Origin of the sequence: Cupriavidus pauculus, assembly GCF_003854935.1 — a bacterium.
Classification (GTDB): domain Bacteria; phylum Pseudomonadota; class Gammaproteobacteria; order Burkholderiales; family Burkholderiaceae; genus Cupriavidus; species Cupriavidus pauculus_C.
Genome location: NZ_CP033969.1, coordinates 3,586,602 through 3,610,777, shown reverse-complemented (window position 1 = coordinate 3,610,777; position 24,176 = coordinate 3,586,602). Strand labels below are relative to the sequence as shown.

At 66.2% G+C, this 24,176-nt stretch carries 25 protein-coding genes and 3 tRNA genes; 18 read left to right on the top strand and 10 right to left on the bottom strand.

The features are described 5' to 3' along the window. Positions 1–3: 3 nt before the first annotated feature. Together EHF44_RS18160 and EHF44_RS18155 are read right to left on the bottom strand one after the other, a co-directional pair. A complete protein-coding gene (locus EHF44_RS18160; RefSeq protein WP_253699928.1) occupies positions 4–1,095 on the bottom strand; it encodes a serine/threonine protein kinase in 1,092 nt (363 codons plus the stop codon). 37 nt (positions 1,096–1,132) lie between these two features. Next, entirely contained in the window at positions 1,133–1,330 is a 198-nt protein-coding gene (locus tag EHF44_RS18155) for a hypothetical protein (protein ID WP_124684940.1), read from the bottom strand. Between EHF44_RS18155 and EHF44_RS18150 the strand changes: the two genes are divergently transcribed. The 4 genes from EHF44_RS18150 to EHF44_RS18135 all read left to right on the top strand — a co-directional run bounded on the left by EHF44_RS18150 (position 1,317) and on the right by EHF44_RS18135 (position 5,942). Further along, positions 1,317–2,252, top strand: coding sequence for a YicC/YloC family endoribonuclease (locus EHF44_RS18150; RefSeq protein ID WP_124684939.1), 936 nt, complete (start codon positions 1,317–1,319; stop codon positions 2,250–2,252). The genes EHF44_RS18155 and EHF44_RS18150 overlap by 14 nt on opposite strands. Before the next feature lie 4 nt (positions 2,253–2,256). Next, complete coding sequence (gene gmk, locus EHF44_RS18145; RefSeq protein ID WP_124684938.1) at positions 2,257–2,907, top strand: guanylate kinase; 651 nt, start codon at positions 2,257–2,259, stop codon at positions 2,905–2,907. Between the two features lie 85 nt (positions 2,908–2,992). After that, positions 2,993–3,196: a DNA-directed RNA polymerase subunit omega gene (gene rpoZ / locus EHF44_RS18140; RefSeq protein WP_006578656.1), complete on the top strand. Its 204-nt coding sequence runs from the start codon at positions 2,993–2,995 to the stop codon at positions 3,194–3,196. A 322-nt stretch (positions 3,197–3,518) separates the two neighbouring features. After that, the gene (locus tag EHF44_RS18135) at positions 3,519–5,942 is read left to right on the top strand and encodes a RelA/SpoT family protein (RefSeq protein ID WP_124684937.1); all 2,424 of its coding nucleotides are present in this window, start codon (positions 3,519–3,521) and stop codon (positions 5,940–5,942) included. Here the strand turns inward: EHF44_RS18135 and greB are convergent. Beyond that, positions 5,939–6,511 carry a transcription elongation factor GreB gene (gene greB / locus EHF44_RS18130; protein WP_124684936.1) on the bottom strand — a complete coding sequence of 191 codons (573 nt, stop codon included), beginning with the start codon at positions 6,509–6,511 and terminating at the stop codon, positions 5,939–5,941. The genes EHF44_RS18135 and greB overlap by 4 nt on opposite strands. Before the next feature lie 124 nt (positions 6,512–6,635). Between greB and EHF44_RS18125 the strand changes: the two genes are divergently transcribed. The 4 genes from EHF44_RS18125 (at position 6,636) to EHF44_RS18110 (ending at position 7,797) form a co-directional block, all read left to right on the top strand. Further along, a tRNA-Arg gene (locus EHF44_RS18125) sits at positions 6,636–6,712 on the top strand. A 213-nt stretch (positions 6,713–6,925) separates the two neighbouring features. Further along, positions 6,926–7,204, top strand: a complete 279-nt coding sequence (locus EHF44_RS18120; protein ID WP_124684935.1) for a hypothetical protein — start codon at positions 6,926–6,928, stop codon at positions 7,202–7,204. Positions 7,205–7,401: 197 nt separating this feature from the next. Next, a complete protein-coding gene (locus EHF44_RS18115) occupies positions 7,402–7,647 on the top strand; it encodes a hypothetical protein (RefSeq protein ID WP_124684934.1) in 246 nt (81 codons plus the stop codon). A gap of 73 nt (positions 7,648–7,720) precedes the next feature. Beyond that, positions 7,721–7,797: transfer RNA gene (locus EHF44_RS18110), tRNA-Met, on the top strand. A gap of 96 nt (positions 7,798–7,893) precedes the next feature. On the opposite strand, the gene EHF44_RS18105 is transcribed toward EHF44_RS18110, so the two are convergent. Further along, positions 7,894–8,157: a hypothetical protein gene (locus EHF44_RS18105; protein ID WP_124684933.1), complete on the bottom strand. Its 264-nt coding sequence runs from the start codon at positions 8,155–8,157 to the stop codon at positions 7,894–7,896. 59 nt (positions 8,158–8,216) lie between these two features. Beyond that, positions 8,217–8,507, bottom strand: a complete 291-nt coding sequence (locus tag EHF44_RS18100) for a hypothetical protein (protein WP_124684932.1) — start codon at positions 8,505–8,507, stop codon at positions 8,217–8,219. Positions 8,508–8,777: 270 nt separating this feature from the next. Here EHF44_RS18100 and EHF44_RS18095 point away from each other — a divergent pair, with 270 nt between their 5' ends. The 3 genes from EHF44_RS18095 to EHF44_RS18085 all read left to right on the top strand — a co-directional run bounded on the left by EHF44_RS18095 (position 8,778) and on the right by EHF44_RS18085 (position 10,823). Next, entirely contained in the window at positions 8,778–9,089 is a 312-nt protein-coding gene (locus EHF44_RS18095) for a hypothetical protein (RefSeq protein WP_124684931.1), read from the top strand. A gap of 141 nt (positions 9,090–9,230) precedes the next feature. Continuing rightward, a complete protein-coding gene (gene lpxO / locus EHF44_RS18090; RefSeq protein WP_124684930.1) occupies positions 9,231–10,133 on the top strand; it encodes a lipid A hydroxylase LpxO in 903 nt (300 codons plus the stop codon). A gap of 234 nt (positions 10,134–10,367) precedes the next feature. Then, positions 10,368–10,823, top strand: coding sequence for a hypothetical protein (locus EHF44_RS18085; protein ID WP_124684929.1), 456 nt, complete (start codon positions 10,368–10,370; stop codon positions 10,821–10,823). Between the two features lie 15 nt (positions 10,824–10,838). On the opposite strand, the gene EHF44_RS18080 is transcribed toward EHF44_RS18085, so the two are convergent. After that, the gene (locus EHF44_RS18080) at positions 10,839–12,320 is read right to left on the bottom strand and encodes a sensor domain-containing diguanylate cyclase (protein ID WP_124684928.1); all 1,482 of its coding nucleotides are present in this window, start codon (positions 12,318–12,320) and stop codon (positions 10,839–10,841) included. A gap of 116 nt (positions 12,321–12,436) precedes the next feature. Beyond that, positions 12,437–13,897, bottom strand: a complete 1,461-nt coding sequence (locus tag EHF44_RS18075; RefSeq protein ID WP_253699926.1) for a PLP-dependent aminotransferase family protein — start codon at positions 13,895–13,897, stop codon at positions 12,437–12,439. 180 nt (positions 13,898–14,077) lie between these two features. On the opposite strand from EHF44_RS18075, the gene EHF44_RS18070 reads away from it, so the two are divergent. Genes EHF44_RS18070 through EHF44_RS18060 form a run of 3 tightly spaced genes read left to right on the top strand, consistent with a single transcriptional unit; the run spans position 14,078 to position 16,654 of the window. Continuing rightward, the gene (locus tag EHF44_RS18070; protein ID WP_124684927.1) at positions 14,078–14,470 is read left to right on the top strand and encodes a hypothetical protein; all 393 of its coding nucleotides are present in this window, start codon (positions 14,078–14,080) and stop codon (positions 14,468–14,470) included. Beyond that, positions 14,454–16,076, top strand: coding sequence for an NAD(P)/FAD-dependent oxidoreductase (locus EHF44_RS18065; protein ID WP_124684926.1), 1,623 nt, complete (start codon positions 14,454–14,456; stop codon positions 16,074–16,076). The genes EHF44_RS18070 and EHF44_RS18065 overlap by 17 nt, the downstream gene beginning before the upstream one ends. Then, positions 16,073–16,654: a DUF1415 domain-containing protein gene (locus EHF44_RS18060; protein WP_124684925.1), complete on the top strand. Its 582-nt coding sequence runs from the start codon at positions 16,073–16,075 to the stop codon at positions 16,652–16,654. Before EHF44_RS18065 ends, EHF44_RS18060 begins: the two co-directional genes overlap by 4 nt. A 33-nt stretch (positions 16,655–16,687) precedes the next feature. Here the strand turns inward: EHF44_RS18060 and EHF44_RS18055 are convergent, their stop codons facing one another. Further along, on the bottom strand, positions 16,688–17,518 hold the full coding sequence (locus EHF44_RS18055; RefSeq protein WP_124684924.1) for a class I SAM-dependent methyltransferase: 831 nt from the start codon (positions 17,516–17,518) through the stop codon (positions 16,688–16,690). A gap of 227 nt (positions 17,519–17,745) precedes the next feature. Here EHF44_RS18055 and EHF44_RS18050 point away from each other — a divergent pair, with 227 nt between their 5' ends. Continuing rightward, on the top strand, positions 17,746–19,359 hold the full coding sequence (locus EHF44_RS18050; protein WP_124684923.1) for a DUF342 domain-containing protein: 1,614 nt from the start codon (positions 17,746–17,748) through the stop codon (positions 19,357–19,359). Between the two features lie 291 nt (positions 19,360–19,650). Continuing rightward, positions 19,651–20,082 carry a response regulator transcription factor gene (locus EHF44_RS18045; protein WP_124684922.1) on the top strand — a complete coding sequence of 144 codons (432 nt, stop codon included), beginning with the start codon at positions 19,651–19,653 and terminating at the stop codon, positions 20,080–20,082. Between the two features lie 120 nt (positions 20,083–20,202). Here EHF44_RS18045 and EHF44_RS18040 read toward each other — a convergent pair. Continuing rightward, positions 20,203–20,278 (bottom strand) — tRNA-Thr (locus tag EHF44_RS18040). Positions 20,279–20,597: 319 nt separating this feature from the next. Next, entirely contained in the window at positions 20,598–21,659 is a 1,062-nt protein-coding gene (locus EHF44_RS18035) for a porin (protein ID WP_124684921.1), read from the bottom strand. Positions 21,660–22,361: 702 nt separating this feature from the next. On the opposite strand from EHF44_RS18035, the gene EHF44_RS18030 reads away from it, so the two are divergent. Both EHF44_RS18030 and EHF44_RS18025 read left to right on the top strand, forming a co-directional pair. Further along, positions 22,362–23,201, top strand: a complete 840-nt coding sequence (locus tag EHF44_RS18030) for an NAD-dependent epimerase/dehydratase family protein (protein ID WP_124684920.1) — start codon at positions 22,362–22,364, stop codon at positions 23,199–23,201. 5 nt (positions 23,202–23,206) lie between these two features. Then, positions 23,207–24,094, top strand: coding sequence for an SMP-30/gluconolactonase/LRE family protein (locus EHF44_RS18025; protein WP_124684919.1), 888 nt, complete (start codon positions 23,207–23,209; stop codon positions 24,092–24,094). Positions 24,095–24,176: the final 82 nt, after the last annotated feature.

Sequence of the window (24,176 nt, the reverse complement as noted above, 5' to 3'; positions counted from 1 at the left end):
GCGTTAGTTGCCGCGTCGGCCGGCTTGCGCGGCGTGCACGGGATTGGCGGCGTCGGGCTTGTCCGGGCTCTTGTCCTCGCGGCGGCGCAGCAACGTCATGAAGCGGCTGGTGGCGTTCATGCGCTCGGTCACCGGGCCGGCCGGCGTGCTGCTGGCGGCGGCCGCGGCCGACTGCTCGCCCAGGGCGTTGCTCTGGTCGCGCAGCTCTTTCTGCAGCCGGAACACGCTCTGCGGGCGCTCGGACGGCGTCAGCCGCAGGCACCATTCGACCAGGTCGACCAGGCCGTTCGTGTACGTGGCGCGCAGCCGCGCGAAGGAATCGGCCATGCGGTCGTCCTTCTCGCGCTGATTGGCCTCCTGCGGCGGCATGCCGGCCATGCAGGCGTAGAGCGTGGCGCCCAGGCTGTAGATGTCGGTCCAGGGGCCCAGGTCGGAATGCTTGCCGTACAGCTCCGGCGCCGCGAAGCCCGGCGTGTACATGGGCTGGAAGCGCGCGTTTTCCATCGTCAGGATCTGCCGGGCGGCGCCGAAGTCGAGCAGGATCGGCGATTCGTCCTCGCGCAGGTAGATGTTGCCGGGCTTGATGTCCAGGTGCAGCAGCTTGTGGATGTGCACCTCGCGCAGGCCGCTCATCAGGTCGTGGAACACCTTGCGGATGAAGCGCTCGCGCAGCACCTTGGCCTTGCCCTGCTGCCGGGCCTGCAGGATGTGTTCCTGCAGCGTCTTGCCCAGCTCGTAGTTCATGACCATGTAGACCGTGGCGTTCTCGCGGAAGAAATTCACCACGCGGACCACGCTCGGGTGCGAAATGCGCGCCAGCGACCGGCCTTCCTCGAAGAAATACTTCAGGCCCAGCCGGAACGAGGCGGCGTTTTCGTCGGGCACGACGGGAATCAGCTCGCCCGGGCTGCGGCGCGCCAGCGACGACGGCAGGTATTCCTTGATGGCAACCGGGGCGCCGGTTTCGTCCGTGGCAAGGTAGACGAAACTGAACCCCCCGCTGGCCAACTTCTTTACAATACGGTAGTTGGCAAGCAGCGTGCCGATCGGGAGCGGCGCGCTCTTGGGTGGGTTGGCGCCCTTGGACTCTGTCATAGGATTCGGGACCTCATTTGCTCCCGGATTCTCCGGTCTAATCGGTCACTTGTAAAGAAATCCTTGGCAGGGACTGTTGCCAAAACTCCGCGCCCCCCGGCTGCCGGTTTTCCCTTGATTTTGCTGGCGTTTTTGCCGCCGCCGCGGTGCCGCCGACGGGCCCCGGCCCCGCGCCCCGTACCAATTCTTCAATTTTCGACTCTTTCGCGAGATTAACGACGATGATCCACAGCATGACAGGCTATGGCCTGGCCACCCGCCAGGCACCGCTGACCAACGCCCAGGGCGAACCCAGCGGCCGCACGGCATCGGTTTCCGTGGAGTTCCGGACTGTCAATTCGCGTTTTCTCGACCTGTTGTTCCGCGCGCCCGAAGAGTGCCGCGCGTTCGAGCCGGCGCTGCGCGAAATGCTGATGGGCGAGCTGTCGCGCGGCAAGCTCGAATGCCGCATCAACCTGCAGCGCACCGACACCGGCGGCGCCACGCTGGCGCTGAACCAGTCGCTGCTGGACCAGATCCGCGCGCTGGAGTCGACCGTGGGCGCCACGTTCCCCAGCGCCGGCACCATGCGCATGGGCGAGCTGCTGCGCTGGCCCGGCGTGCTGGTGGAGCCCGAGCTGTCGCAGGAAGCGCTGCGCGAGGCCGTGACCGGCGCCGCCCGCGAGGCGCTGAAGCAACTGCTGGAAGCGCGCAGCCGCGAGGGTGCCGCGCTCAAGGCCACGCTGGAGGAGCGCATCGACGCCATGCTGGCCATCGTCGAGCGCCTGACGCCGATGATCCCGCAGCTGATCGCCCATCACCAGGAAAAGCTGACCGAGCGCCTGCAGGAGGCATTCAACCTGGCCGCGCCCAACGGCATGCCGTCGATGAGCCGCGAGGAAGTGGCCGAGCGCATCCGCCAGGAAGCCACCGTCTACGGCATCCGCATCGACATTGCCGAGGAACTGTCGCGGCTGCAGGCCCACCTGAACGAAACGCGGCATATCCTGAAGAAGGGCGGCCAGGTGGGCAAGCGCCTGGACTTCATGATGCAGGAGCTCAACCGCGAGGCCAACACGCTGGGCTCGAAGGCCGCCGCCAAGGAACTCGCCGATGCGTCGATGGAGCTCAAGCTCCTGATCGAGCAGATGCGCGAACAGATTCAAAACCTCGAATAAGATCATGAGCGAAACGACCCACACCGCCATCGATACCGCCTATCCCGGCAACCTGTTCATGGTGGTGGCACCGTCCGGGGCCGGCAAGTCCACGCTGGTCAACGCGCTGCTGGCGCAGGACCAGTCCATCCGCCTGTCGATCTCGCACACCACGCGCAAGCCGCGTCCGGGCGAGCAGAACGGGCGCGAGTACCACTTCACCACGGTCGACGAGTTCCGGGCCGCCCGCGACCGCGGCGAGTTCCTGGAATGGGCCGAGGTGCACGGCAACTACTACGCCACGTCGCGCGTCTGGATCGAGCAGCAGATGGCCCAGGGCAACGACGTGCTGCTGGAGATCGACTGGCAGGGCGCCCAGCAGGTGCACAAGCGCTTTTCGAACGCGGTTGAGATCTTCATCCTGCCGCCGTCGCTGACGGCGCTGGAGGAACGGCTCAAGAAGCGCGGCCAGGACGAGCAGAACGTGATCGTGCGCCGGCTGCTGGCCGCGGGTAGCGAAATGGCCCATGCGTCGGAGTCGGACTACGTGATCATCAACGAGGTGTTCGAGGACGCGCTGCGGCAGCTCCAGAACGTCGTTCACGCGACCCGTTTGCGCTTTTCGTCGCAAAAGGCCCGTCACGCCGAGCTGTTCATCGAGCTCGGCATTCACTGAAGCGCAGGGCGTCGCCGGAAGGTTCTGGCGACGTGCTGTAAAATACCGGCCTGTCGAACAGGTTTTATCCCAAGGTGGATTTGATATGGCGCGTATTACCGTCGAAGATTGTCTGAAACACATCCCGAACCGCTTCGAGCTCGCCCTCGCCGCGACCTACCGTGCACGCCAGCTGGTGCAGGGCCACACGCCCAAGGTCGAGGCCAAGGACAAGCCCACCGTGGTGGCGCTGCGCGAGATTGCGTCGGGGCAGGTCGGCATCGAGATGCTGAAGAAGGTTCCGACCTGATTTCCCAGGCGGCCCGTGGTTCATTCATGCTTCGCGTGCGTACGCAACCAGCCGCGCATCCAGTTGAATTCCAGGGGCCGCCGCCATGCCTTCGTCGCCGTCCGATCCCGCCGTCGCTCCCCCGGGCAACCCCGGGACCGGGGCGTCGCGCGCACCGACGGCGGCCAAGCTGCCTGGCGCTGTGGCGACTGCCGCACCGGTTGGTGCGGCAGCTTCGTCTGTGGCGCCTGGTGCACCACTGCCGGGCGTCGTGCCGGTTTCCACATCCCTGCCGCCGGTGCCTGTCGCGCCGGCCGGGCGTAGGCGTCCCGGACCGCTTCCATTGACCGCCCGTACCGGTGCTCCCAATCTTCCCGACCCGCTCGGCGACAACGTCGTCGGCGAGCGGGCCGTCGTGCCGCCGATCCAGCAGGCCAAGGGCCGCGCGGCGCTGGCCAACGAGCTGGTAGCCGAGCCGGTGGCCGGTACCGTGCCGGCCACGCCGGGCGGCGACCTGTTTATCGACGCCGTGCTGGCGCAGTCCTATCGCCACTTTTTCGGGCCGACGTCGCAGCCCGCGGTGCCGCCGCGGCAGCAGGTCATCTCGATTGCGCGGCTGATGGAGAAGCTGGCCTACCTGAAGCCGGCCGACCAGACGCTGGTGCGCGAGGCATTCCAGTTCTCGGACGAAGCCCACCTGGGCCAGTACCGCCAGAGCGGTGAGCCTTACATCACTCACCCGGTGGCGGTGGCCGAGCTGTGCGCGGACTGGAAGCTTGACGTGCAGTCCATCATGGCGGCGCTGCTGCACGACGTGATGGAGGACCAGGGCATCACGAAGAGCGAGCTGGCCGAGAAATTCGGCCCCAAGGTTGCCGAACTCGTCGATGGCCTGACCAAGCTGGACAAGCTCGAATTCCAGAGCCGCGAGCAGGCGCAGGCGGAAAGCTTCCGCAAGATGCTGCTGGCGATGGCGCGCGACGTGCGGGTGATTCTGGTCAAGCTGGCCGATCGCACGCACAACATGCGCACGCTCGATTTCGTGCCGCCCGAGAAGCGGCGCCGGATCGCGCTGGAAACCATGGAGATCTACGCGCCGATCGCGCACCGGCTGGGTCTCAACACGATTTACCGCGAGCTGCAGGACCTGTCGTTCAAGGTCGGCTCGCCATTCCGGTACGCCACGCTGGAAAAGGCCGTCAAGGCCGCGCGCGGCAACCGGCGTGAGGTGGTGCGGCGCATCCTGGAGGCGGCGCAGGCGGCGCTGGCCGACGCCGGCATCGTGGCCGAGCTGTCCGGCCGCGAGAAGACGTTGTACAGCATCTATCGCAAGATGCACGACAAGCAGTTGTCGTTCTCGCAGGTGCTGGACGTCTACGGTTTCCGCGTGGTGGTGGAAACGCAGATGCACTGCTACATGGCGATGGGCGCGCTGCACAGTCTGTACAAGCCCATGCCGGGCAAGTTCAAGGACTACATCGCGATCCCGAAGATCAACGGCTACCAGTCGCTGCACACGACGCTGGTGGGCCCGTTCGGCACGCCGGTGGAGTTCCAGATCCGCACGCGCGGCATGCACCAGATTGCCGAGGCCGGCGTGGCGGCGCACTGGATGTACAAGCACCAGGCCGACCATGCCAACGATATCCAGCAGCAGGCGCACCAGTGGCTGCAGTCGCTGCTGGACATCCAGAGCCAGACCGGCGATTCGCAGGAGTTCCTGGAGCACGTCAAGATCGACCTGTTTCCGGATGCCGTCTACGTGTTCACGCCCAAGGGCCATATCCGCGCGCTGCCGCGCGGCGCCACGGCGCTCGACTTTGCCTATGCCGTGCACAGCGACCTGGGCAACCAGTGCGTGGCGGTCAAGATCAATAACGAACTGCTGCCGCTGCGGACCGAGCTGAAGAGCGGCGACATCGTCGAGGTGGTGACGGCGCCGTACTCGAAGCCCAATCCCGCGTGGCTGGCGTTCGTGCGCACGGGCAAGGCGCGCGCGGCGATCCGCCACTACCTCAAGACCACCAAGCTCGACGAGGCCATCCAGCTCGGCGAGCGCCTGCTGGACCAGGCCGCGCGCCAGCTCGGCATCGAACTGAAGGCGGTGCCGCAGTCGGTGTGGGAGCGGATGATCCAGTGGACGGGCAACAAGCTCAAGGAAGACATCTTCGCGGACCTGGCGCTTGGCCGGCGCGTGCCGGCCGTGGTGGCGCGCCGCATGGAGATCCTGCTGCAGGAGCTGTCCGGCGACGTGGACAGCGCGCTGCTGGCCGCGGTGCAGACGTTCGCCGGAGAGGAAGCGCCGGCCGTGCCGATCACCGGCGACGAGGGCATGTCGATGATCTTCTCGGCGTGCTGCCGGCCGATCCCGGGCGATTCGATCGTCGGCTACCTGGGGAAGGGCGAAGGGCTGCAAATCCACGTGCAGGATTGCAAGGTGGCCAAGCGCCTGCACAGCAAGGACCCCGAGCACTGGATCGAGGTCATGTGGGCCAAGAAGACGACGCGGGCGTTCGACGTGTCGATCAAGGTCATGGTGCGCAACGTCAAGGGTATCGTGGCGCGCGTGGCGGCCGACCTGACCGCCGCCGACGCCAACGTGGCGCACGTGGCGATGGAGCAGCAGCAACAGGCCGGCCATCAGGAAGCCACGTACATGCAGTTCGTGATCCAGGTACAGAACCGCCTGCACCTGGCCAACGTCATGCGGGCGCTGCGGCGCAATCCGGACGTGATCCGGATCTTCCGCGACCGCAACGACGGCTAGGGCGCCGTTGACCCCTTCGGCGGATACCGGACTTCCAGGATGTCAATCTGTTCCACGCCGGCCGGCGTGCGCAGCGGCACGGTGTCGCCTTCCCGCGCCTTGATCAGCGCCTTGGCGATCGGCGAAATCCAGCTCACGTGATTGCTGTCGAGGTCCACCTCGTCCATGCCGACGATCGTGATCGTGGTTTCCTCGCCGGCCTGGTTGGCGTAAGTGACCGTGGCGCCGAAGAAGATCTGGTCGTTGTCGCCCTGCAGCGAGGGGTCGACGACCTCGGCCTTGTCCAGCCGGCGGGTCAGGAAGCGGATGCGGCGGTCGATCTCGCGCAGGCGCTTCTTGCCATAGAGGTAGTCGCCATTCTCCGAGCGGTCGCCATTGGACGCCGCCCACGACACGATCTGCACGATATCGGGCCGCTCCACGTCGATCAGGTGCATCAGCTCGTCGCGCAGGCGCTGGTAGCCGGTGGCGGTGATGTAGTTCTTGGTTCCTGCGGGGAGCGGCGTGGCGCCTTCGGGAAGGTCGTCGTCGTCATCGTTGGACGACTCTTTGACAAAAGCCTTGTTCATGTTCCGGATCACTTCATGAGGCTTCAATTATAGGAAGTTGCGCCCCGCCATCGCGCTGGCCGAAAAAAATGCGCGCGGGGGCTTCACAAAACTGAAAACTTCTATATAATCTCTTTTCTCGGTTGCGGCTGTAGCTCAGTTGGATAGAGTACTTGGCTACGAACCAAGGGGTCGTGGGTTCGAATCCTGCCAGCCGCGCCAACCCAATACGTGAAAAGGGCTTCCAGAAATGGAAGCCCTTTTTGCATTCGCGCTCCCGCCTTCCTTCTGCCTTTCCTTCCTGTTCTGCGCCCAGTGTCGTACGCCTGGTCTGGTTGCGCTGTCGGTGTCTATCCTGTTTGCATGGGGGTGCGGAACGCGGGCGGCCCGGCCTGTTCCAACCTGCATCGGCAACCTGATCGACGGAGGCAACTCATGGAGCAGGAAGACTGGCGCACCGAAGGCTATCGCGGGATGGATGCCTACGTACTCGTGACTTCGCACCACGACACGACTGCCGGCAGCGTGGGCGATACCCAGACCTGGGGCTACGAGGTGCGCGTGGCGCAGGAGGGCATGGACCCGTCCGACGCCGGCGATACCGAGCGCGTGGGCAGTGGCACCCATGTCTTTGCCACGCGCCATGCCGCTGAAGTGGCGGCATTCGCGGCGGCTTACGCGTTGATCGACAAGCTCGTCGGGCCGGCGCGCTGACACGGCATGCCCTTGCGCGTCGCCGTATTGGTTCATTGCGGGACGCGCAATGGCTTGACGCGCAATGGCATATCACAGGCCGCTTCCGGCCTGATCGTTCCCCACTTGACCAGGATCATTTTTGGATCGGCTTCCCGCTCCTAGGCTGGTGTTGTGCGCGCCGTCGTGCGCGCCTGCAGCAGAACAAGGAGTACACCATGCCCGAGTACGACGGTATCAAGATCGTCTACGAAGTGGTCGTCCTGCCCAAGGACAAATGGGCCATCATGATTGAAATCCTCCGACGCGAGGACGGCGCCGTGCTGATGTCGCGCCACAACCCGTTTCCGCGCCAGCCGTTCGACACCAAGCTGGAGGCGCTGGATCACGTGAATCGCTACGTCGCGGATGTGGTCAAGAACCTCGACCGCGATGCCATGCAGAAGAAGCGGCGCTGCGCATAGCGGCCATTCTCCGGAATGGTGCAAGAAGTGCTTGCCACGTGCGCCAGACTGCGGCATAATCTCTTTCTTCAGACGCGGGGTGGAGCAGTCTGGCAGCTCGTCGGGCTCATAACCCGAAGGTCGCAGGTTCAAATCCTGCCCCCGCAACCAGATACGTAAGAAGGGCCGCACGATCATTCGTGCGGCCTTTTTGTTTGGGTGCTTCGGCAGAGTTGCGGGTACAAGAACTACGCGACGAACTGCGCCTCAGCCCTTGATCAGCGACGCGGCCCGCGTGAAGGTGTCACGCACCTGCGGCTGTTCCTCTTTCTCGGCGGCCTCGGCGCGCGCCTTCAAGCGCGACGCCAGCACTTCCAGATTTCCACCGTTGCCGCAAGCCCGCGCGGCCTCGTTCATCAACTGCGTCAGTTCCTGGTTGACGTCGGCGCCATCGAAGGCGCTGACGGACAGGGCCGACACGCGTTCCAGAAAGCTGTTGACCAGTGCTTCATCATGTTGCGGTTCGGGCATGGTGGCTCCTTGTCGAACGATAAGAACACTGTGAAAGTGAGAAAGGACTGGCGAAACGGTTATCGCTGCCCGGGCAGTTGGGGCAGGGCGGCTACGCCGCGCCGCGCCGGTTTCAGCGCGCGGGTCGGCCACAGGACGTAGTTGGTATGCGGGTCCATCGGCTTGCCGAAGTAGGACACCCACACCTGCACACCGTGTTCGGTCTCGGACACGATCGCCGCCACGGCACGCGCGGCGACAGACGGGGACTTCAGCAGTTCGCCCAGCGCTTCGACGCCCTGGACGACATGGTGCTTCACCCCCCTGAACCATACGTACTGACGCATGGCGGCAAGAAATCCTTTGGTCATTGATCTGCTCTTCTCGATGGCATTGCAAAACTGAGACCACAGCTTACACGGATAGTTGTGACCGTTTTGTAGGCTCGCGTCTGATTTTCCGTTGAGAATCCGGGATGTGATGCCCCCGCAATTTGACGACGCAACGCGGGTCGCCACGCCCTATGTGCGACCCTAAATTGACAAGCTGTTGTACTTGCCTTAGCGTGGTTTCATATGCCGCACATCGTGCCAGCATAGCCGCAGATTTCCGCGTACGGGATGCAACCTTGGGGAGCGCCGATGACCGAAGACATGCTGCTGCAACTGATGGTGGAAGTGGAGAAGGCCGATCCCATCGACTATGCGAATCTGCCGTTCGACGACGACAAACTCCGCGCCCTGGCCTGCAAGCTGATCGCCGAGCGTTCGACCGAGCTTGAAACCTCGGGCATGTCGAAGGAGGCGCTGCTTGCCACGCTGTGGGCTTCCACCGCCAAGCTGGTGCTCGAAAACATCGTCCTCAACGCCCGGCTGCTGACCCTCCAAGGCAAACCGGAAGATGCGCGGGTCCTGATCGACCGCATTGCACGCCAATCCCGCGGCGGAGCATGACGCGTATCGCTAATAAGCGCCCCATGCATCACACGATGCAGGGGTATCGCTGATTAGCTAAAATATCGCGTTTTCCGCCCCCATCACTCGACGAGAGTACCGGTCACTTTCGGGGCGGTGTTTGTCCTGGAGGGATTTCGGGTGATCAAATGGATAATCGTCGCGGCCTACCTGGGTGCCATCCTGTATGTGCACTTCCGCGGCAAGGTGAGGCTGCCCTTGATGCGCCAGATGCTGGACCACTCGGCACTGGTCGCCCCGGTCAACTGCTTCATGTACATGTTCTCCGGCGTACCGCGCACGCCGTACATCCCCGTCGACCGCTTTCCTGAACTGGAAAAACTGCGCGCCGCGTGGCCGCAGATCCGCGACGAGGGCCTCGCGCTAATCGCGATGCGCAAGATCAAGGCCGCCGACAAGAACGACGACGCCGGTTTCAACTCGTTCTTCAAATACGGCTGGAAGCGTTTCTACCTGAAATGGTACGAAGCGCAGCACCCATCGGCCGAAGTGCTGTGTCCCAACACCGTGGCACTGCTGCGCGACATGCCGTCGGTCAAGGCGGCGATGTTCGCGGAACTGCCGCCCGGCGGCAAGCTGAACCCGCACCGCGATCCGTTTGCCGGTTCGCTGCGCTACCACCTGGGCCTGTCCACGCCGAACGACGACCGCTGTTTCATCGAGGTGGACGGCGAGCGCCATAGCTGGCGCGACGGCCAGGGCGTGGTCTTCGACGAGACCTACCTGCACTGGGCCGAAAACCGCAGCGAGACCGACCGGCTGATCCTGTTCTGCGACATCGAACGCCCGATGCGCTATCGCTGGGCCGCCGCCTTCAACCACTGGATGGGCCGCAAGGTCATGACGGCCGCCAGCTCGCCCAACGACGACAACGACCAGACCGGCGCCATCAACAAGCTGTTCCGCTTCGTATGGCTCGGCGGCCAGTACCGCCGCCGCTTCAAGGCGTGGAACAAGAGCGTGTACTACGTGACCAAGTTCGGGCTGATCATCGGCGGCGTGGCGCTGATTGTGTTTCTCTGATCGTTTGCAGTCCTGTGTAGCGGAAAGCCGGCCGAGTGCCGGCTTTTTGCTTTTTAGTCCTCTGGGCTGTCCATCGTAGTTCGGCGATTAACGTTCAGAACTGATCGGCGCTTGCGCCTTGGCAAACGTGCATCGCGGTGGGATTCCCTCCCGCCCCGCGCGCAGCTACGGTATGGCGTCTTCGCTCGCCATCTGACCACGGCGCGTATCCCATCGCGTTCGACCGCCGACACCATGAGATATCTCTCCCTAGTGTTGTTCTTGTATTGCGCGCTTCCTCAGGCGAGTGTCGAGACCAACATCCTGTGTCTGAACCCTGTCGACGCTGGATTTGAGAACCTGGAGTTTCGGCGGTATCACGATAGGACGATAGGTTGGGAAGGCGGCGCCGCAAGGTATCAAAGCGCGGCGAATGCGGTTCCGCTAATCCTTGGCGATAGGCGGATCGATGTTCTCGATCCGGCTCGACCCTACCAGGTGACCGAGACATGGTTGGAGGTGGGGGCCGGGAAACTCATTGGAAAATACGAACTGATGTCGCAAGGTGCCGTTGTGTATTCTTTTGCCTACACCCAACTGAGTAATGGTAAGACGGTGGACTTCCTCCAAGCTCAACAATATGAGCCGCAGCCCGACGCCAGATGCGACTGGTCTTGGCGCCGCCTCAACGGTGTATCCGCAGCGGGCTAAGACGGCTCGCCAACCCTACACCTGCTCCCCCCGCCGCCTCTCATTCCCCAGCGCCTCGTAATGCGCCCGCTTGGCCGCGTACATCCGATGGTCGGCCAGCTTGACTGTGTCGGTCAGGCGGTCGCCCTGGGTGCACGTGGCGGCGCCGATCGAGAATGACAGGCGGGCGCCCGGGTAGAACTGGTTGTTCAGGCCGACCACTTCCTCGATCTGCTCGACGACGGTGGCGGCGCCGCGTTCGTCGCGGCCCGGTAGCAGGACCATGAATTCGTCGCCGCCGATGCGGGCGACGCAGGCCTGTTCGCCCACGGCCTTCTTCAGGACTTCGCCGGTGCGGCGCAGCAGCGCGTCGCCGTCGCCGTGGCCGAACTGGTCGTTGACGACCTTCAGGCCGTTCAGGTCCAGCGCCACCACGCTCACGGGCCACGGGCCCTTGCGGCCCAGCCGGGCCAGTTCATCCTCGTAGTAGGCGCGGTTGTAGAGCTTGGTCAGCACGTCGTGCTTGCCCAGGAATTCCACGTACGCTTCGGCCTTCTTGCGGGCCGTGATGTCGGTCAGCGACACCAGCACCTGGTCCCAGTCGGCCTCGCGCCCCGGGAACACCGACCACTGCATGAAGACGTCGACCGAGCGGCCGTCCAGCGCGTAGTTGATGACTTCGCGCTGCTGCCACAGCTTCTCGTGCCACAGGTCCACGAGTTGTTCGGCGAAGTGGATGCGCATGTCGTCGCGAAAGACGTCGCCCAGGCGCGACAGCAGGATCTCCTTGCTCGGCGCGCCGAACATCGTCAGCGTCTGCTGGTTGACGTCGAGCACGCGAATCTCCTGCATGCAGCGCGACACAAAGTCTGGATGGACGTTCAGGAACGTGCGGAAATCGGTGATGCCGGCGGCGCGCACCTCGTCCAGCAGCATCTTCACGGCGCTGAAGTCTTCCACCCACAGCGACACCGGCGAATGCTCGAACAATCCCACCGCGTACTGCTGCGCGCGGCGCAGTTCGCGCTCAGTGCGCATGCGCGCGGTGATGTCCTCGATGGACAGCAGCACGCGCGACCAGTCGTCCTCGTGGCCCGGCATGATGCTGGCGTCGAGCCGGATGTCCAGCCGCTCGCCGTCGAGCGTGTAGTTCACGGTCTGGCTGGTGAAGTGCCGGCCGCCGTCCCAAAGCTGGCCCAGTTCCTCCACGTGCTGGTCGAACATGTCGTCGCGGAACACGCTGTCGAGGTTGCCGACCAGATGGTCGACGTCCCGCGCGCGGAACAGGTCCAGCGTGCGCTGGTTGACGTCGAGCACGCGGATCAGCGCCGAGCAGCGTGCCACTTCGGCCGGGTGGTCGCGCAGATGGCGGCGCAGGTCGGTCACGCCGTCGGCCCGTAGCTGTTCGAACGCCAGGCGCACCGCGCTGAAGTCCTCCAGCCACAGCGACACCGGCGCCAGCTGGAACAGCGTCTGATAGTCGTTGACGAGCGGCGATGCCGCGGGTGCGTGCCCCAAAGTCGTTCTCCCCTGTTCTTGTGACGGATGGCGTACCGCGCAATAGGCCAATAGGCTAGGCGAGCGCCGTGCCGATTTGGGAAAAATAAGGGAAAAACGATGCGCCCGCGCGGGCCTTAGCCCGCCAGGCGGCGCGCGGCGGCGGCCACGGTATCAAGCGCCTGTTCCAGCGCGGGCGTGCGGAGGTTGCCGCAGTTGAGCCGCAGGAAATGGTTGAAGCGGTTCGAGTTCGAGAACATCGCGCCGGGCATCACGCGGATGCCGTCGCCCAGCACCTGTTCGAACACGGTTTCGGACGACACGTTGCCCGGCATTTCCACCCAGAGGTGCAGCCCGCCGCGCGGCAGCGTCAGCCGCGTGCCGGCCGGGAACGTGGCCGCCACCTTCTGCGCCACCCATTCGCGCTGCACGCGTAGCTGCGTGCGCAGGCGCCGCAGGTGGCGGTCGAAGGCGCCGGTGCCCATGTACTCGGCCACGGCAATCTGGGTCAGCATCTCGTTCGGGCGCGACAGCCCGAACTTGAGCATTTCCACGCGCGCCTGCCAGCGGCCGGCGGTGATCCAGCCCAGCCGCATGCCGGGCGCCAGCACCTTGTGCAGCGACGCGCAATGGATCACGGTGCCGGTGGTGTCCCACGACTTGGCGGCCGGCAGCGGCGTGTCGTCGTCGATGGTGGCCGAGCAGCAGTCGTCCTCGATCATGGCGATGCCCCGCGCCGCGCACCACGCCACCAGCCGCTGCTTGTGCGCGTCGGGCATCACGCAGCCCAGCGGGTTCTGCAGGTTCGGCACCACGCAGACGGCCTTGATGTTGGCGTAGGTCTGCGCGGCCAGCTCCAGCGCCTCCAGCGAGATGCCGGTCTGCGGGCTGCATGGGATTTCCAGCGCGCGCATGCCCAGGCTCTCCAGGATCTGCAACAGACCGTAATAGGTGGGCGATTCCACCGCGATCACGTCGCCCGGGCCGGCCACGGCGCGCAGCGCCAGCGTCAGTGCCTCGGTGGCGCCGTGGGTGACGACGATTTCCTCGGGTGAGACGTTGATGTGCGACCGCAGCGCATGCCGGGCCAGCGCGGCACGGAAGGCCGGATGGCCGTCGGCGTCGACCGAGGTGCCGAACAGCTCGGGATACTTGCGCAGCGCGCGCTGGGCCGCGTTGCGCAGCGCATCGGTCGGATACAGCTCCGGCGCGCCGCAGGCGCCGCCCAGGTTGATCCGATGGTGCTTGCTGCGCGCCAGGATCGCGGAGATCCGCTGGTGGATGCCCACGTACTGCGCGGGATCGGGCAGCCCCGGCGCCGGTTCCTCGATGGGCGCCAGCGCGGGCCGGGCCGGCGCGCAGACGAAGTAGCCGGAGCGCGGGCGAGCTTCCAGCAGGCCGGCGGCTTCCAGTTCGCGGCACGCCTGCAGCGCCGTGGACAGGCTCACGTCGTGCAGCCCCATCAGCGCGCGCACCGACGGCATGCGGTCGCCCGGCGTCAGCGTGCCTGACGTGATGGCCTGTCGATAGTGGCCGGCCAGCCGCTGGTAGAGCGGGGCCGCGGCGGTGTGGAGCGGGTCGGGCATGGTGGCGGACATGGCGCAATCTTCGCGCGCGGGCGAGATCCGGAACAGATACAGATAGGCGGCCGCTGTATCGTAACAGCGCCAGGGTTTCGCATCTGTTCCGGTTGCGGCTGCGAGCCCTTGTGTCTGTTGGCGAAACAGGCCGGCCGATACGCTGGAGGCACGATTTTCCATCGCCCAAGGAGTGCCGCCATGAACCGCCCGCATCACTTTCCCGGAGACGTCCAGGACGTCAGCCTGGCAGCCGACCAGTGCCTCAATCTGCACCTGGGCAGCGGCGCCGTGGTGCACGTCGTGTCGGGCCGCGTGGCCGTGTCCGATGCGCCGCGCTGGCTGGGCGGGCAGGTCTTCCAGTGGTCTTGCGACCTGCGCGCCGGCGGCGTCTGCGTGATCGACGCGGCCGGCTGGCACCGCATCGTCGCGCAGGGGTCGTCGCGGCTGCGCATCATGGTGCCGGCGGCGCGCCCGGGGCTGTGGCGGCTGATAAAATCCCGCTTCGGCCGTTCTGGCCTCCTGCTGGGCGACTCCCGGCCACCAGACATCCAGGCCGCAGAAGAATCGGTACCCCATGCTACGTCTCAGTGAAGTCAAACTGCCGCTCGACCATACCGAGGGCGATCTAGAGGCTGCCGTGCGCAGCCACCTGGCCCAGATCGGGGTCAAGGGCGACGGCCTCGTCGGATTCAAGGTCTTCCGCCGCGCGCACGACGCCCGCAAGCGCGACGACATCAAGCTCACCTACATCATCGACATCGAAGTCCGCGACGAGGCCGCCGCGCGCCAGCGCATGGAGCGCAAGCCGAACTGGAGCGTGACGCCGGACATGACGTACCGCTTCGTGGCGCGCGCCCCCGAGGGCGGCCCGAAGACCCGCCCCGTGGTAATCGGCCTGGGGCCGTGCGGGCTGCTGGCCGGCCTGCTGCTGGCGCAGATGGGCTTCCGCCCGATCATCCTGGAACGCGGCAAGGAAGTGCGCGAGCGTACCAAGGACACGTTCGGGCTCTGGCGCAAGAGCGTGCTGAATCCGGAGTCGAACGTGCAGTTTGGCGAAGGCGGCGCGGGCACGTTCTCGGACGGCAAGCTGTACAGCCAGATCAAGGACCCGAAGCACTACGGGCGCAAGGTGCTGGACGAGTTCGTGCGCGCGGGCGCGCCCGAGGACATCCTGTTCAAGGCGCGGCCGCACATCGGCACGTTCCGGCTCGTGAGCATGGTCGAGAAGATGCGCGCCGAGATGCTGGCGCTGGGGGCCGAGATCCGCTTCGAGACCCGCGTGGACGATATCGACATCGACGGCGGCCAGGTGCGCGGCCTGAAGCTGTCCACCGGCGACTACCTGCCGTGCGACCACGTGATCCTGGCCGTGGGCCACAGCGCGCGCGACACGTTCGAGATGCTGCACGGGCGCGGCGTGTTCATGGAAGCCAAGCCGTTCTCGCTGGGGTTCCGGATCGAGCATCCGCAGGGCCTGATCAACCGCAGCCGCTTTGGCAAGTTTGCCGGCAACAAGCTGCTGGGCGCGGCCGACTACAAGGTGGTGCACCACGCCAGCAACGGCCGGGCGGTCTACAGCTTCTGCATGTGTCCGGGCGGCACGGTGGTGGCGGCCGCGTCCGAGCCGGGGCGGCTGGTGACCAACGGCATGAGCCAGTACTACCGCGCCGAGCGCAACGCCAACGCGGGCATCGTGGTGGGCATCACGCCCGAGCAGGACTACCCGGGCGGCCCGCTGGCGGGCATCGCGTTCCAGCGCAAGTGGGAAGAGCGCGCGTTCGTGCTGGGTGGCGGCGACTATCGCGCGCCGGGCCAGCTGGTTGGCGATTTCCTGGCGGGGCGGCCGTCGACATCGCTGGGCAGCGTGGAGCCGTCTTACAAGCCCGGCGTGACGCCGACTGACCTGAGCACGTCGCTGCCCGACTACGTGATCGACGCGATCCGCGAGGCACTGCCCCAGATCGACCGCAAGATCGCCGGGTTTGCGATGCACGACGCGGTGCTGACGGGCGTGGAAACGCGCACGTCGTCGCCGCTGCGCATCGAGCGCAATCGCGACGACTACCAGAGCATCAACGTGCGCGGCCTGTACCCGGCCGGCGAGGGCGCCGGCTACGCGGGCGGCATCTATTCGGCGGCGATCGACGGCATCGAGGTGGCGGAAGCCGTCGCGCTGCAGATCGCCAACGGCCAATGAGCGCGACCGGGCAGGGCGGCCAGCGGCCCGAAGACGGCGAGGTCATCGCGGCCGTGCGGCACTGGCTGGCGCGTGCAGTGATCGGCCTGAACCTGTGCCCGTTCGCCAAGAGCGTGTACGTGAAGGACCAGGTGCGGTACGTGGTCAGCCAGGCATCCGACGACGCGGACGTGTTCGACGACCTGGAGCGCGAACTGCGCCTGCTGGCCGAGGCCGATCCGGCGCAGGTGGATACCACGCTGCTCATCGTGCCGCATGGCCTGGCCGATTTCCTGGCCTACAACGACTTCCTGTATTTCGCGGACCGGCTGCTCGGCAGCCTGAAGCTGGAAGGTACGCTGCAGATTGCCAGCTTCCATCCGCAGTACCAGTTCGACGGCACCGGGCCCGACGACATCGAGAACTACACGAACCGCGCGCCGTACCCGATCCTGCACCTGCTGCGCGAGGACAGCATCGCGCGGGCGGCCGAAGCCTTTCCCGAGGCCGAGGACATCTACGAGCGCAACATGGAAACGCTGCGCCAGCTTGGCCACGCCGGCTGGCTCAGGTGGATGGCGGGCAAGAGCGACCTGTAGCCGCCCCAGCCCGGTGCGGCGGCCGGCGCGGGGTCAGGCGGGCGTGAAGAAGCGCTCGCCCAGTTCCTCGATGCCGACCGATTCCAGCACCTGCTTCAGGCGCTCGGCCGGACGCCGGCGCGGCAGGTCCTTGTACTGCGCGATGATCAGCTCGTTCTTCATCGAATGTTCCCAGCCGACCAGCTCGGTCACGCTGACCTGGTAGCCATGCGCTTCGAGCTGCAGGCAGCGCAGCACGTTGGTCAGCTGGCTGCCGAACTCGCGCGTATGCAGCGGGTGGCGCCAGATTTCCGTCATCGGATTGCCGGCCAGCAGCCGGCCCTTGTGCTTGCGCAGCACGCTGGCCACCTCGGCCTGGCAGCACGGCACCAGCACGATGTGCTGGGCGTGCTTGGCCAGCGCGAAGCGGATGGCGTCGTCGGTGGCCGTATTGCAGGCATGCAGCGCGGTGACCACGTCCACGGTGGCGGGCAGCGCCGGCGAGGTGATCGAATCCGCCACCGACAGGTTCAGGAACGACATCCCCGGAAAGCCCAGCCGGCTGGCCAGCGCCTGGGAGCTGGCCACCAGTTCCTCGCGGGTCTCGATGCCGAAGATGTGCGAATCGTCGTGCAGGTCCTTGAAGAACAGGTCGTAGAGGATGAAGCCCAGGTAGGACTTGCCGGCGCCATGGTCCACCAGCGCCACGGACCCCTTCGCGTCCTTCACCTCGCGCAGCAGCGGCTCGATGAACTGGAACAGGTGGTAGACCTGCTTGAGCTTGCGGCGGCTGTCCTGGTTCATCTTGCCGTCGCGCGTCAGGATATGGAGTTCCTTGAGCAGTTCGACGGACTGGCCGGGACGGACTTCGTATGGGCTGGACATCTGGGGATTTTGGGGATTCTGGGATCCCGGGCGCTTCGGAAAGGGCGTCAGTTTACCGAAAACGCCGGTCCCCTACTTTTGTGGGCTAAAGCTCACTCGCATTTCTGCCGTTGACCACTGGATACGACAAGCAGGGTTGGCGCAAGTACGGACGTCCTGGCGGAAGGACGCGCGGGGCATGAACCCCGGCCGGCGGGCACCACGCTGCAACCAGAAAGCGGGGAGCCATGAACGCGGACGTGGGATTACGGCTGGAACTCAACCAGCCGGGAGATCAGGTAAGGGCTTGCTTTACGCCGGAAACGGGGCGGCTGCCGCCGGACCGGACGGCGCTGGAGGCGTCGCTGGCCGAGCACGGCTGGCTAGGCGCCCGGCTGGACCAGGGCGCCGTGACCGGCTTCCTGACCCAGTGCCAGCTCACCGATCGCGAGATCGACGCGGTGATCGGCAATGTGCTGGACGGTGCCTTCGAACTGGAAATGACCGGCGACAAGCTGCAACTGCTGCTGACGCTGATGCCGCCCGAGGGCGGCCGTCCGATCGAGGAAGCCGACATCGCGGCCGCCGCGGCGTCGATGGGCGTGGTGGCGCTGCTCGATTCGGCCGCCATCCGCGTGGCGCTGGAAGCGGGCGGCTGCGAGGGCCGCGAGATTGCCCGCGGCGTGGCGCCGGTGCAGGGCGAGCCCGCCCGGTTCGACAGCCTCGTGCAGCAGCGCCGGCCCGCGCAGGCGGAGAACGAGGACGAGCGGGTGGACCTGCGCGACCTCGGCAGCCTGCTGCTGGTGAATCCCGGCACCGCGCTGATGCGCCGCACGCCGGCCCGGCCCGGCAAGGACGGCATGGACCTGCTGGGCAAGCCGATCGCCGCCGAGCCGGTCATCGACACCCCCTACGCGCCGGACCTGACCGGCGTGGCCCCGGACCCGAACGATCCCAACCTGCTGCTGGCCGTCATCGCCGGGTCGCCGCGCGTGCTGCCCAATGGCGTGATCGTCAGCCCCGTGGTCGACGTGGACGCGGTGGACCTGCATTCGGGCAATGTCAATTTCGATGGATCGCTGCGCGTCTCGGGCGACATCCTCACCGGCATGTCGGTCCGCGTGACCGGCGACGTGGTGGTGCAGGGCACGATCGAGGCGGCCCACGTGGAGGCCGGCGGGGACGTCATCGTCAAGGGCGGCATCATCGGCAGGGCGGAGACCGCGCATGGCGGCGACCCCAACGAGATTGCCAGCGTCCGCACCAAGGGTGCGGTGCATGCGCGCTATATCCAGAACGCCATCGTAGAGGCCGCCACCGAGGTGGTGGTGGAAAGCGGCATCCGGCAGAGCGACGTCTCGGCCGGCGAGCGCGTGGTGGTGGGCACGCCGACCGGGCAGGGCAGCATCAGCGGCGGCCGCACGCGCGCGCTGCAGTCGGTGAGCGTGGCCACGCTGGGCGCGCCGGCCGGCAGCGCCACGGCCGTGCAGGTGGGCCTGAACCCGTTTGCCGACGAGCAGAAGGCCGAGCTGGAGGCGCGGCGGCGCAAGGTGCTGGACGACCAGGCCAAGCTGCAGCAGCTGGTGGCGTTCTTCGCCAAGCATCCCGAGCGCGCCCAGGGCGACGTCCGCGAGAAGGCGCGCGCCACGATGTTCAAGATCAACAAGGACCTGTTCGAACTGGACGCCGAGATCGCGCGGCTGGCCGAGCAGATCAAGCCGTCCGACGATGCCGTGATCGCGGTGGGCCGCCGCATCCATGGCGGCGTGACGCTGCAGGTGGGGCACAAGGTGCTCAAGGTCATGGAGGACAAGACGGGCGGGCAGGTGCGCGTGATCGACGACCGGATCACGGTGACCTGACAACGGCGGGCCGGCCCGGTCCAGCCTCGATGGTCTGCCGGTCCGACGGTCTCACGTTACGGTGCCCCGTGACACGTTACGTTGGCCGTAACATCGCGTGCGGTCGGCCCGGCATGGCTGGCAGTGCGCCGGCGCGGTCGGCCAAGGCCGGCCAGCCCCGGCGGGCCAAGGGGCCGCGGGCGCTGGTGGGTTCGCCATGGCTCGCGCCACGACTGCTCGCAGCGGCCACAAACCGTCTGGCATGACGCTTGCAGAATCCCCGCATCCATACAAGATACGGGGAGATAGACCATGACCGCCATCGTGATCGACGACCAGCCGCTGGTCCGCCTGGGCATGCAGCGCCTGCTGGAACGCATGCCGGGCATCGGCGCTGTCCATGCCATCGACCCGGCCGACATCGTCGCACTCGCGCCCAGCCACGCGCCGGCCGTGGTGGTCTACGGCATGGCCGGGGACGTCAACGACAACTGGTACCTGCTGCGGCGCCTGACCGAGGCGCTGCCCAACGCGCGCATCCTGCTGCTGTCCGACAACATGTGGCTGCGCGTGCCGGCCGCGCTGGAGTCGCGCGGCGTGGTGGATTGCCTGCCCAAGACCGCGACGATCGAACGCATCGAGATGGCCGTGATGCAGATGGTCGGCACCGACAGCCTCGTGCCGCTGCGCCGCGTGGCCGCCGACGCGTGGCAACTGCACCATCGGCCGGGCGCGATGTCTTGAGAGGGGAGGGGCTCGGCGGCGTCGGCGTGCAGCTCGACGTCGTACTTCAGCCGGCCCAGTTGCGAAGCCCCAAAGCAAAAAGGGCAACCCGCCTGGGTTGCCCTTCCTACTTCAAGTGAATGGTGCCGGAGATAGGAGTCGAACCTACGACCTTCGCATTACGAATGCGCTGCTCTACCAACTGAGCTACACCGGCGAAACCTTGACTTGCGAAACCTGTTCCATCGTCGCGATTTACCGCGGCGATCCGTGCTGCTGCGGTGTTTTGCGGCGTCTGCAACGAATCGGATAGAGCCCGCAATACTATCAGCGCCTTCCAGTTTTGTGAAGCCCCTCGCGCAGATTTTTTAATGGATCTGGCGGCGCCGGGCTGGCTGGCGGGTGCTGCGGGTGTGGCTGGCGGCGATGTGTCCGCTGCAGCAACAGGCGTAAGGATCGCACGTGCCGCGCGGCGGGCCTGGATGGAAAAGGGGGCGAAGCCGCCCCCTGTTTCCGATTGACCGCGTGGTGCCGCGTCAGAACTTGTGGCGCAGGCCGGCCATCACGCCCACGCGGCTGCCGTGGCCGTAGAACGGCGTCTGGAAGGTCGGCTGCGCGCCGAGCGTGCGCCAGGCGTCGGTCAGCGTCGTGTAGTCGGCTTCCAGGTAGACGTCGGTGCGCTTGCTGAACGCGTAGTCCAGCATCAGCGCGCCGGTGAATCGGTTGCCCGAATCGCCGCCGTGCTTCAGGTGGTCGTACGTGCCGATGGCGATCAGCGACCACGCCGGGTTGAACTGGTACTTGCCGCCCAGGTAGCCGGCCTGGTTCTTGTAGCCGGCGTTGTCGACGTTGCTGTTGGTGTAGCCGAGGTAGATCGTCGCGGGGCCGGCCGTGTAGGTGCCGCCCAGCGTCCAGACCTTCTGGTCGCTGGTGGGGATGGTCACGCCGTAGTAGCTCGTGCTGTCCTTCATGATCTGGTAGCCGCCCGCGACCATGAACGGGCCTGCGGCGTAGGTCAGGCTGCCGCCCGTCGACGACGACCGCGCCACGCTGCCCGGCTGCTCGCCGAACGCGTGCTGGGCCGCGACGGTGAAGCCGCCGAACTTGCCGGCGTACTTGATCATGTTGTCCTGGCGCACGCCGCCCGTGTAGTTGCCGCCCTGGAAGCCGACGATGGACAGGTTGGCCAGCGCCATCGCGTCGTAGCTGGCGATGACCTCGTGGATCACCGTGAACTGGCGGCCCAGCGTGACGGTGCCGAATTCGCCCTGCAGCCCGACGTACGCCTTGCGGCCGAACAGCCGGTTGCCCTGCAGGCTCTGGCCGGCGTCGGGCGAGAAGCCCGATTCGAGCACGAACAGCGCCTGGTAGCCGCGCCCCAGGTCTTCCACGCCGTACAGGCCCCAGCGGCTGCCGGTCAGCACGCCGTCGCTCATCTGGAGCTTGCCGTTGCCGGCGGCGCTTTCGTTGGTCGTATAGCGGATCGTGGTGTCGACGATGCCGTACAGCGTGACATTCGACTGGGCGTGGGCCGGTGCCGCGGCGCCGATGGCCGCCAGCGCGGCCGTGGTGACGAAGGGCGCAAGGGCTCGCTTCATGATGTTGGTCTCCATCCTGGCTCTGGTTTCGTTATTTGCTGCGGTAGACCGGTGCTGCATGCCGTGCTGCGTCTGTTGTGTCGACCTCGGGTGCCGCCTTCTGGAAAGCGGCAGGGCATGTGTCACCGGCGGGCATGGGTGGCGCGCGAGGATGTCTCCACGGCGCCGGGACATGCGGCGCGGCTGGCCTGGGAAAGGCAGGCAAACAGATCCGATGTCCTATGACATCGTACCTTACAGAAAAATAACGTCGCAAGACATACGACGAGACATTGGGTGGATCCACAACACTAGAGCCGATATTCCATCGACATTATCGTGGGCCCTCAAACGCGGGTTTGCGGAATTAGGCAAATGCTTAGCTTGCATTGCAGCAAACGTTTGTCAGTTTCACGTAAGTTATTTAAAAGCAATGGAAAATCGACTCCCGGGGCGGCCTGCAGCGCCATTGCGCAGCAGGGCCTGGGCGGTCGGAATCCTGCTAACTCACTCATTTGAGTGAGGAAAAACCACGCGCCGGAAATCCAAGTCTGGATGTCTGCATCTTAAAACTTCTAGGGAATTTACTTAGGGAATCGCACCTTGACCGGAGAAGGGGAGACGATTAGATTCCAGTGGCGTTGTATGACAACAGATCAATTACTCCCTTTCCAGTCATTGGTGTGCCGATTTTCCGATCGCGCGCCGCTGTAGCCCGACACCATGTCTCAGACCTCCTCCCAAGACCCGCTCGACGGCGTCACCACCCGTTGCCATCGCATTCTCCTGACCGGTGCCGCCGGCAATCTCGGCAAGGTCCTGCGTGACCGGCTGAAGCGCTATGCCGACGTGGTGCGCGTGTCCGATATCGCCAACCTCGGCGAGGCCCGGGAGCAGGAAGAAGTCGTGCCGTGCGACCTGTCCGATGCAAAGGCCGTGCACGCGCTGCTGGAGGGGGTCGACGCGGTCGTGCACCTGGGCGGCGTATCGGTGGAGCGGCCGTTCGAGGAAATCCTGCCGGCCAACATCCAGGGCACCTACAACCTGTACGAGGCGGCCCGCCGCCAGGGCGTGCGCCGGATCGTGTTCGCCAGTTCGAACCACGTCATTGGCTACTACCGGCAGGGCGAAGTGCTGGACGCCGACACGCCGGCGCGGCCCGACGGCTACTACGGCGTCAGCAAGGCGTTCGGCGAGCAGCTGGCCAGCTTCTACAGCGACCGCTACGGCATCGACACCGTCGCGCTGCGCATCGGCTCGTCGTTCCCCGAAGCGAAGGACCGCCGCATGCTGGTCACGTGGCTCGGCTACGACGACCTGGAACAGCTCGTCAAGCGCGCCATCTTCGTGCCGAAGGTGGGCTTCCTGATCGTCTACGGCGCATCGGCCAACCGCGACAGCTGGTGGGACAACAGCAAGGCGGCCCGCCTGGGCTTCAGGCCCGTGGAGTCGTCCGAGCAGTTCCGCGCCAAGGTGGAATCGGTGCCGCCGCTGCCGGCCGACGACCCGGCCGGCTGGTACCAGGGCGGGGCCTTCGTCAAGGCCGGCCCGTTCGGGGACTGAGCGCCATGGCCGGCACCTACGAACGGATCGGCGACATGCGCTGCGGCGTGGGCGAAAGCCCCGTCTGGCACGCGGGCGAGGCGGCGCTGTACTGGACCGATATCCCCAATCGCACGCTGTGGCGCTTTGACCCGGCCAGCGGCGACACCAGGCACTGGGCCATCCCCGAGATGGCGGGCTGCATGGCGATGACGGCCGACGGCGGCTGGCTGCTGGCGATGGAGACCGGCCTGTTCCGCATCGGCAAGCTGGTGGCGGGACAACCGGCGCCGACGCCGCAGCCCGTGGCGGCCGTGCAGCACGCGCGCGGCGGCATGCGCTTCAACGATGGCCGCTGCGACCGCCAGGGCCGCTTCTGGGCCGGCACGATGGTGATGGACATGTCGCTGGCCGCCACCGACGGCAAGCTCTATCGCTACGACGCGCGCAGCGGCGCGCTGGACGTGGTCCGCGAGGACCTGATCACGCCCAACGGCCTGGCCTTCAGCCCCGACGGGCGCACGATGTACCTGTCCGATTCGCACCCGGCGCGGCAGGCGGTCTGGGCCTTCGACTACGACGTCGATACCGGCACGCCGGCCAACGGGCGCGTGTTCATCGACATGAACCGCTACCCGGGCCGCCCCGACGGCGCCGCGGTGGACCAGGACGGCGGCTACTGGATCTGCGGCAACGACGCCGGCCAGGTGCACCGCTTCACGCCGGATGGCCGCCTGGACCGCAGCCTGGCCGTGCCGTTCGCCAAGCCGGCCATGTGTGCGTTCGGTGGCAGCGGGCTGGACACGCTCTACGTCACGTCGATCCGCACCGACGACAGCGACCCGCTGTCCGGCGCCGTGGTGGCGCTGCGCCCCGGCGTGCGCGGCACCGCGGAGCCCGTGCTGCGCGACTGACCCGATTTCGCATCGCGCCCTCCGGGCCCGCGCCGGGCCAGGGGGCCGAACCTGTGTCGACTGATAACGAATAACTCTGGAG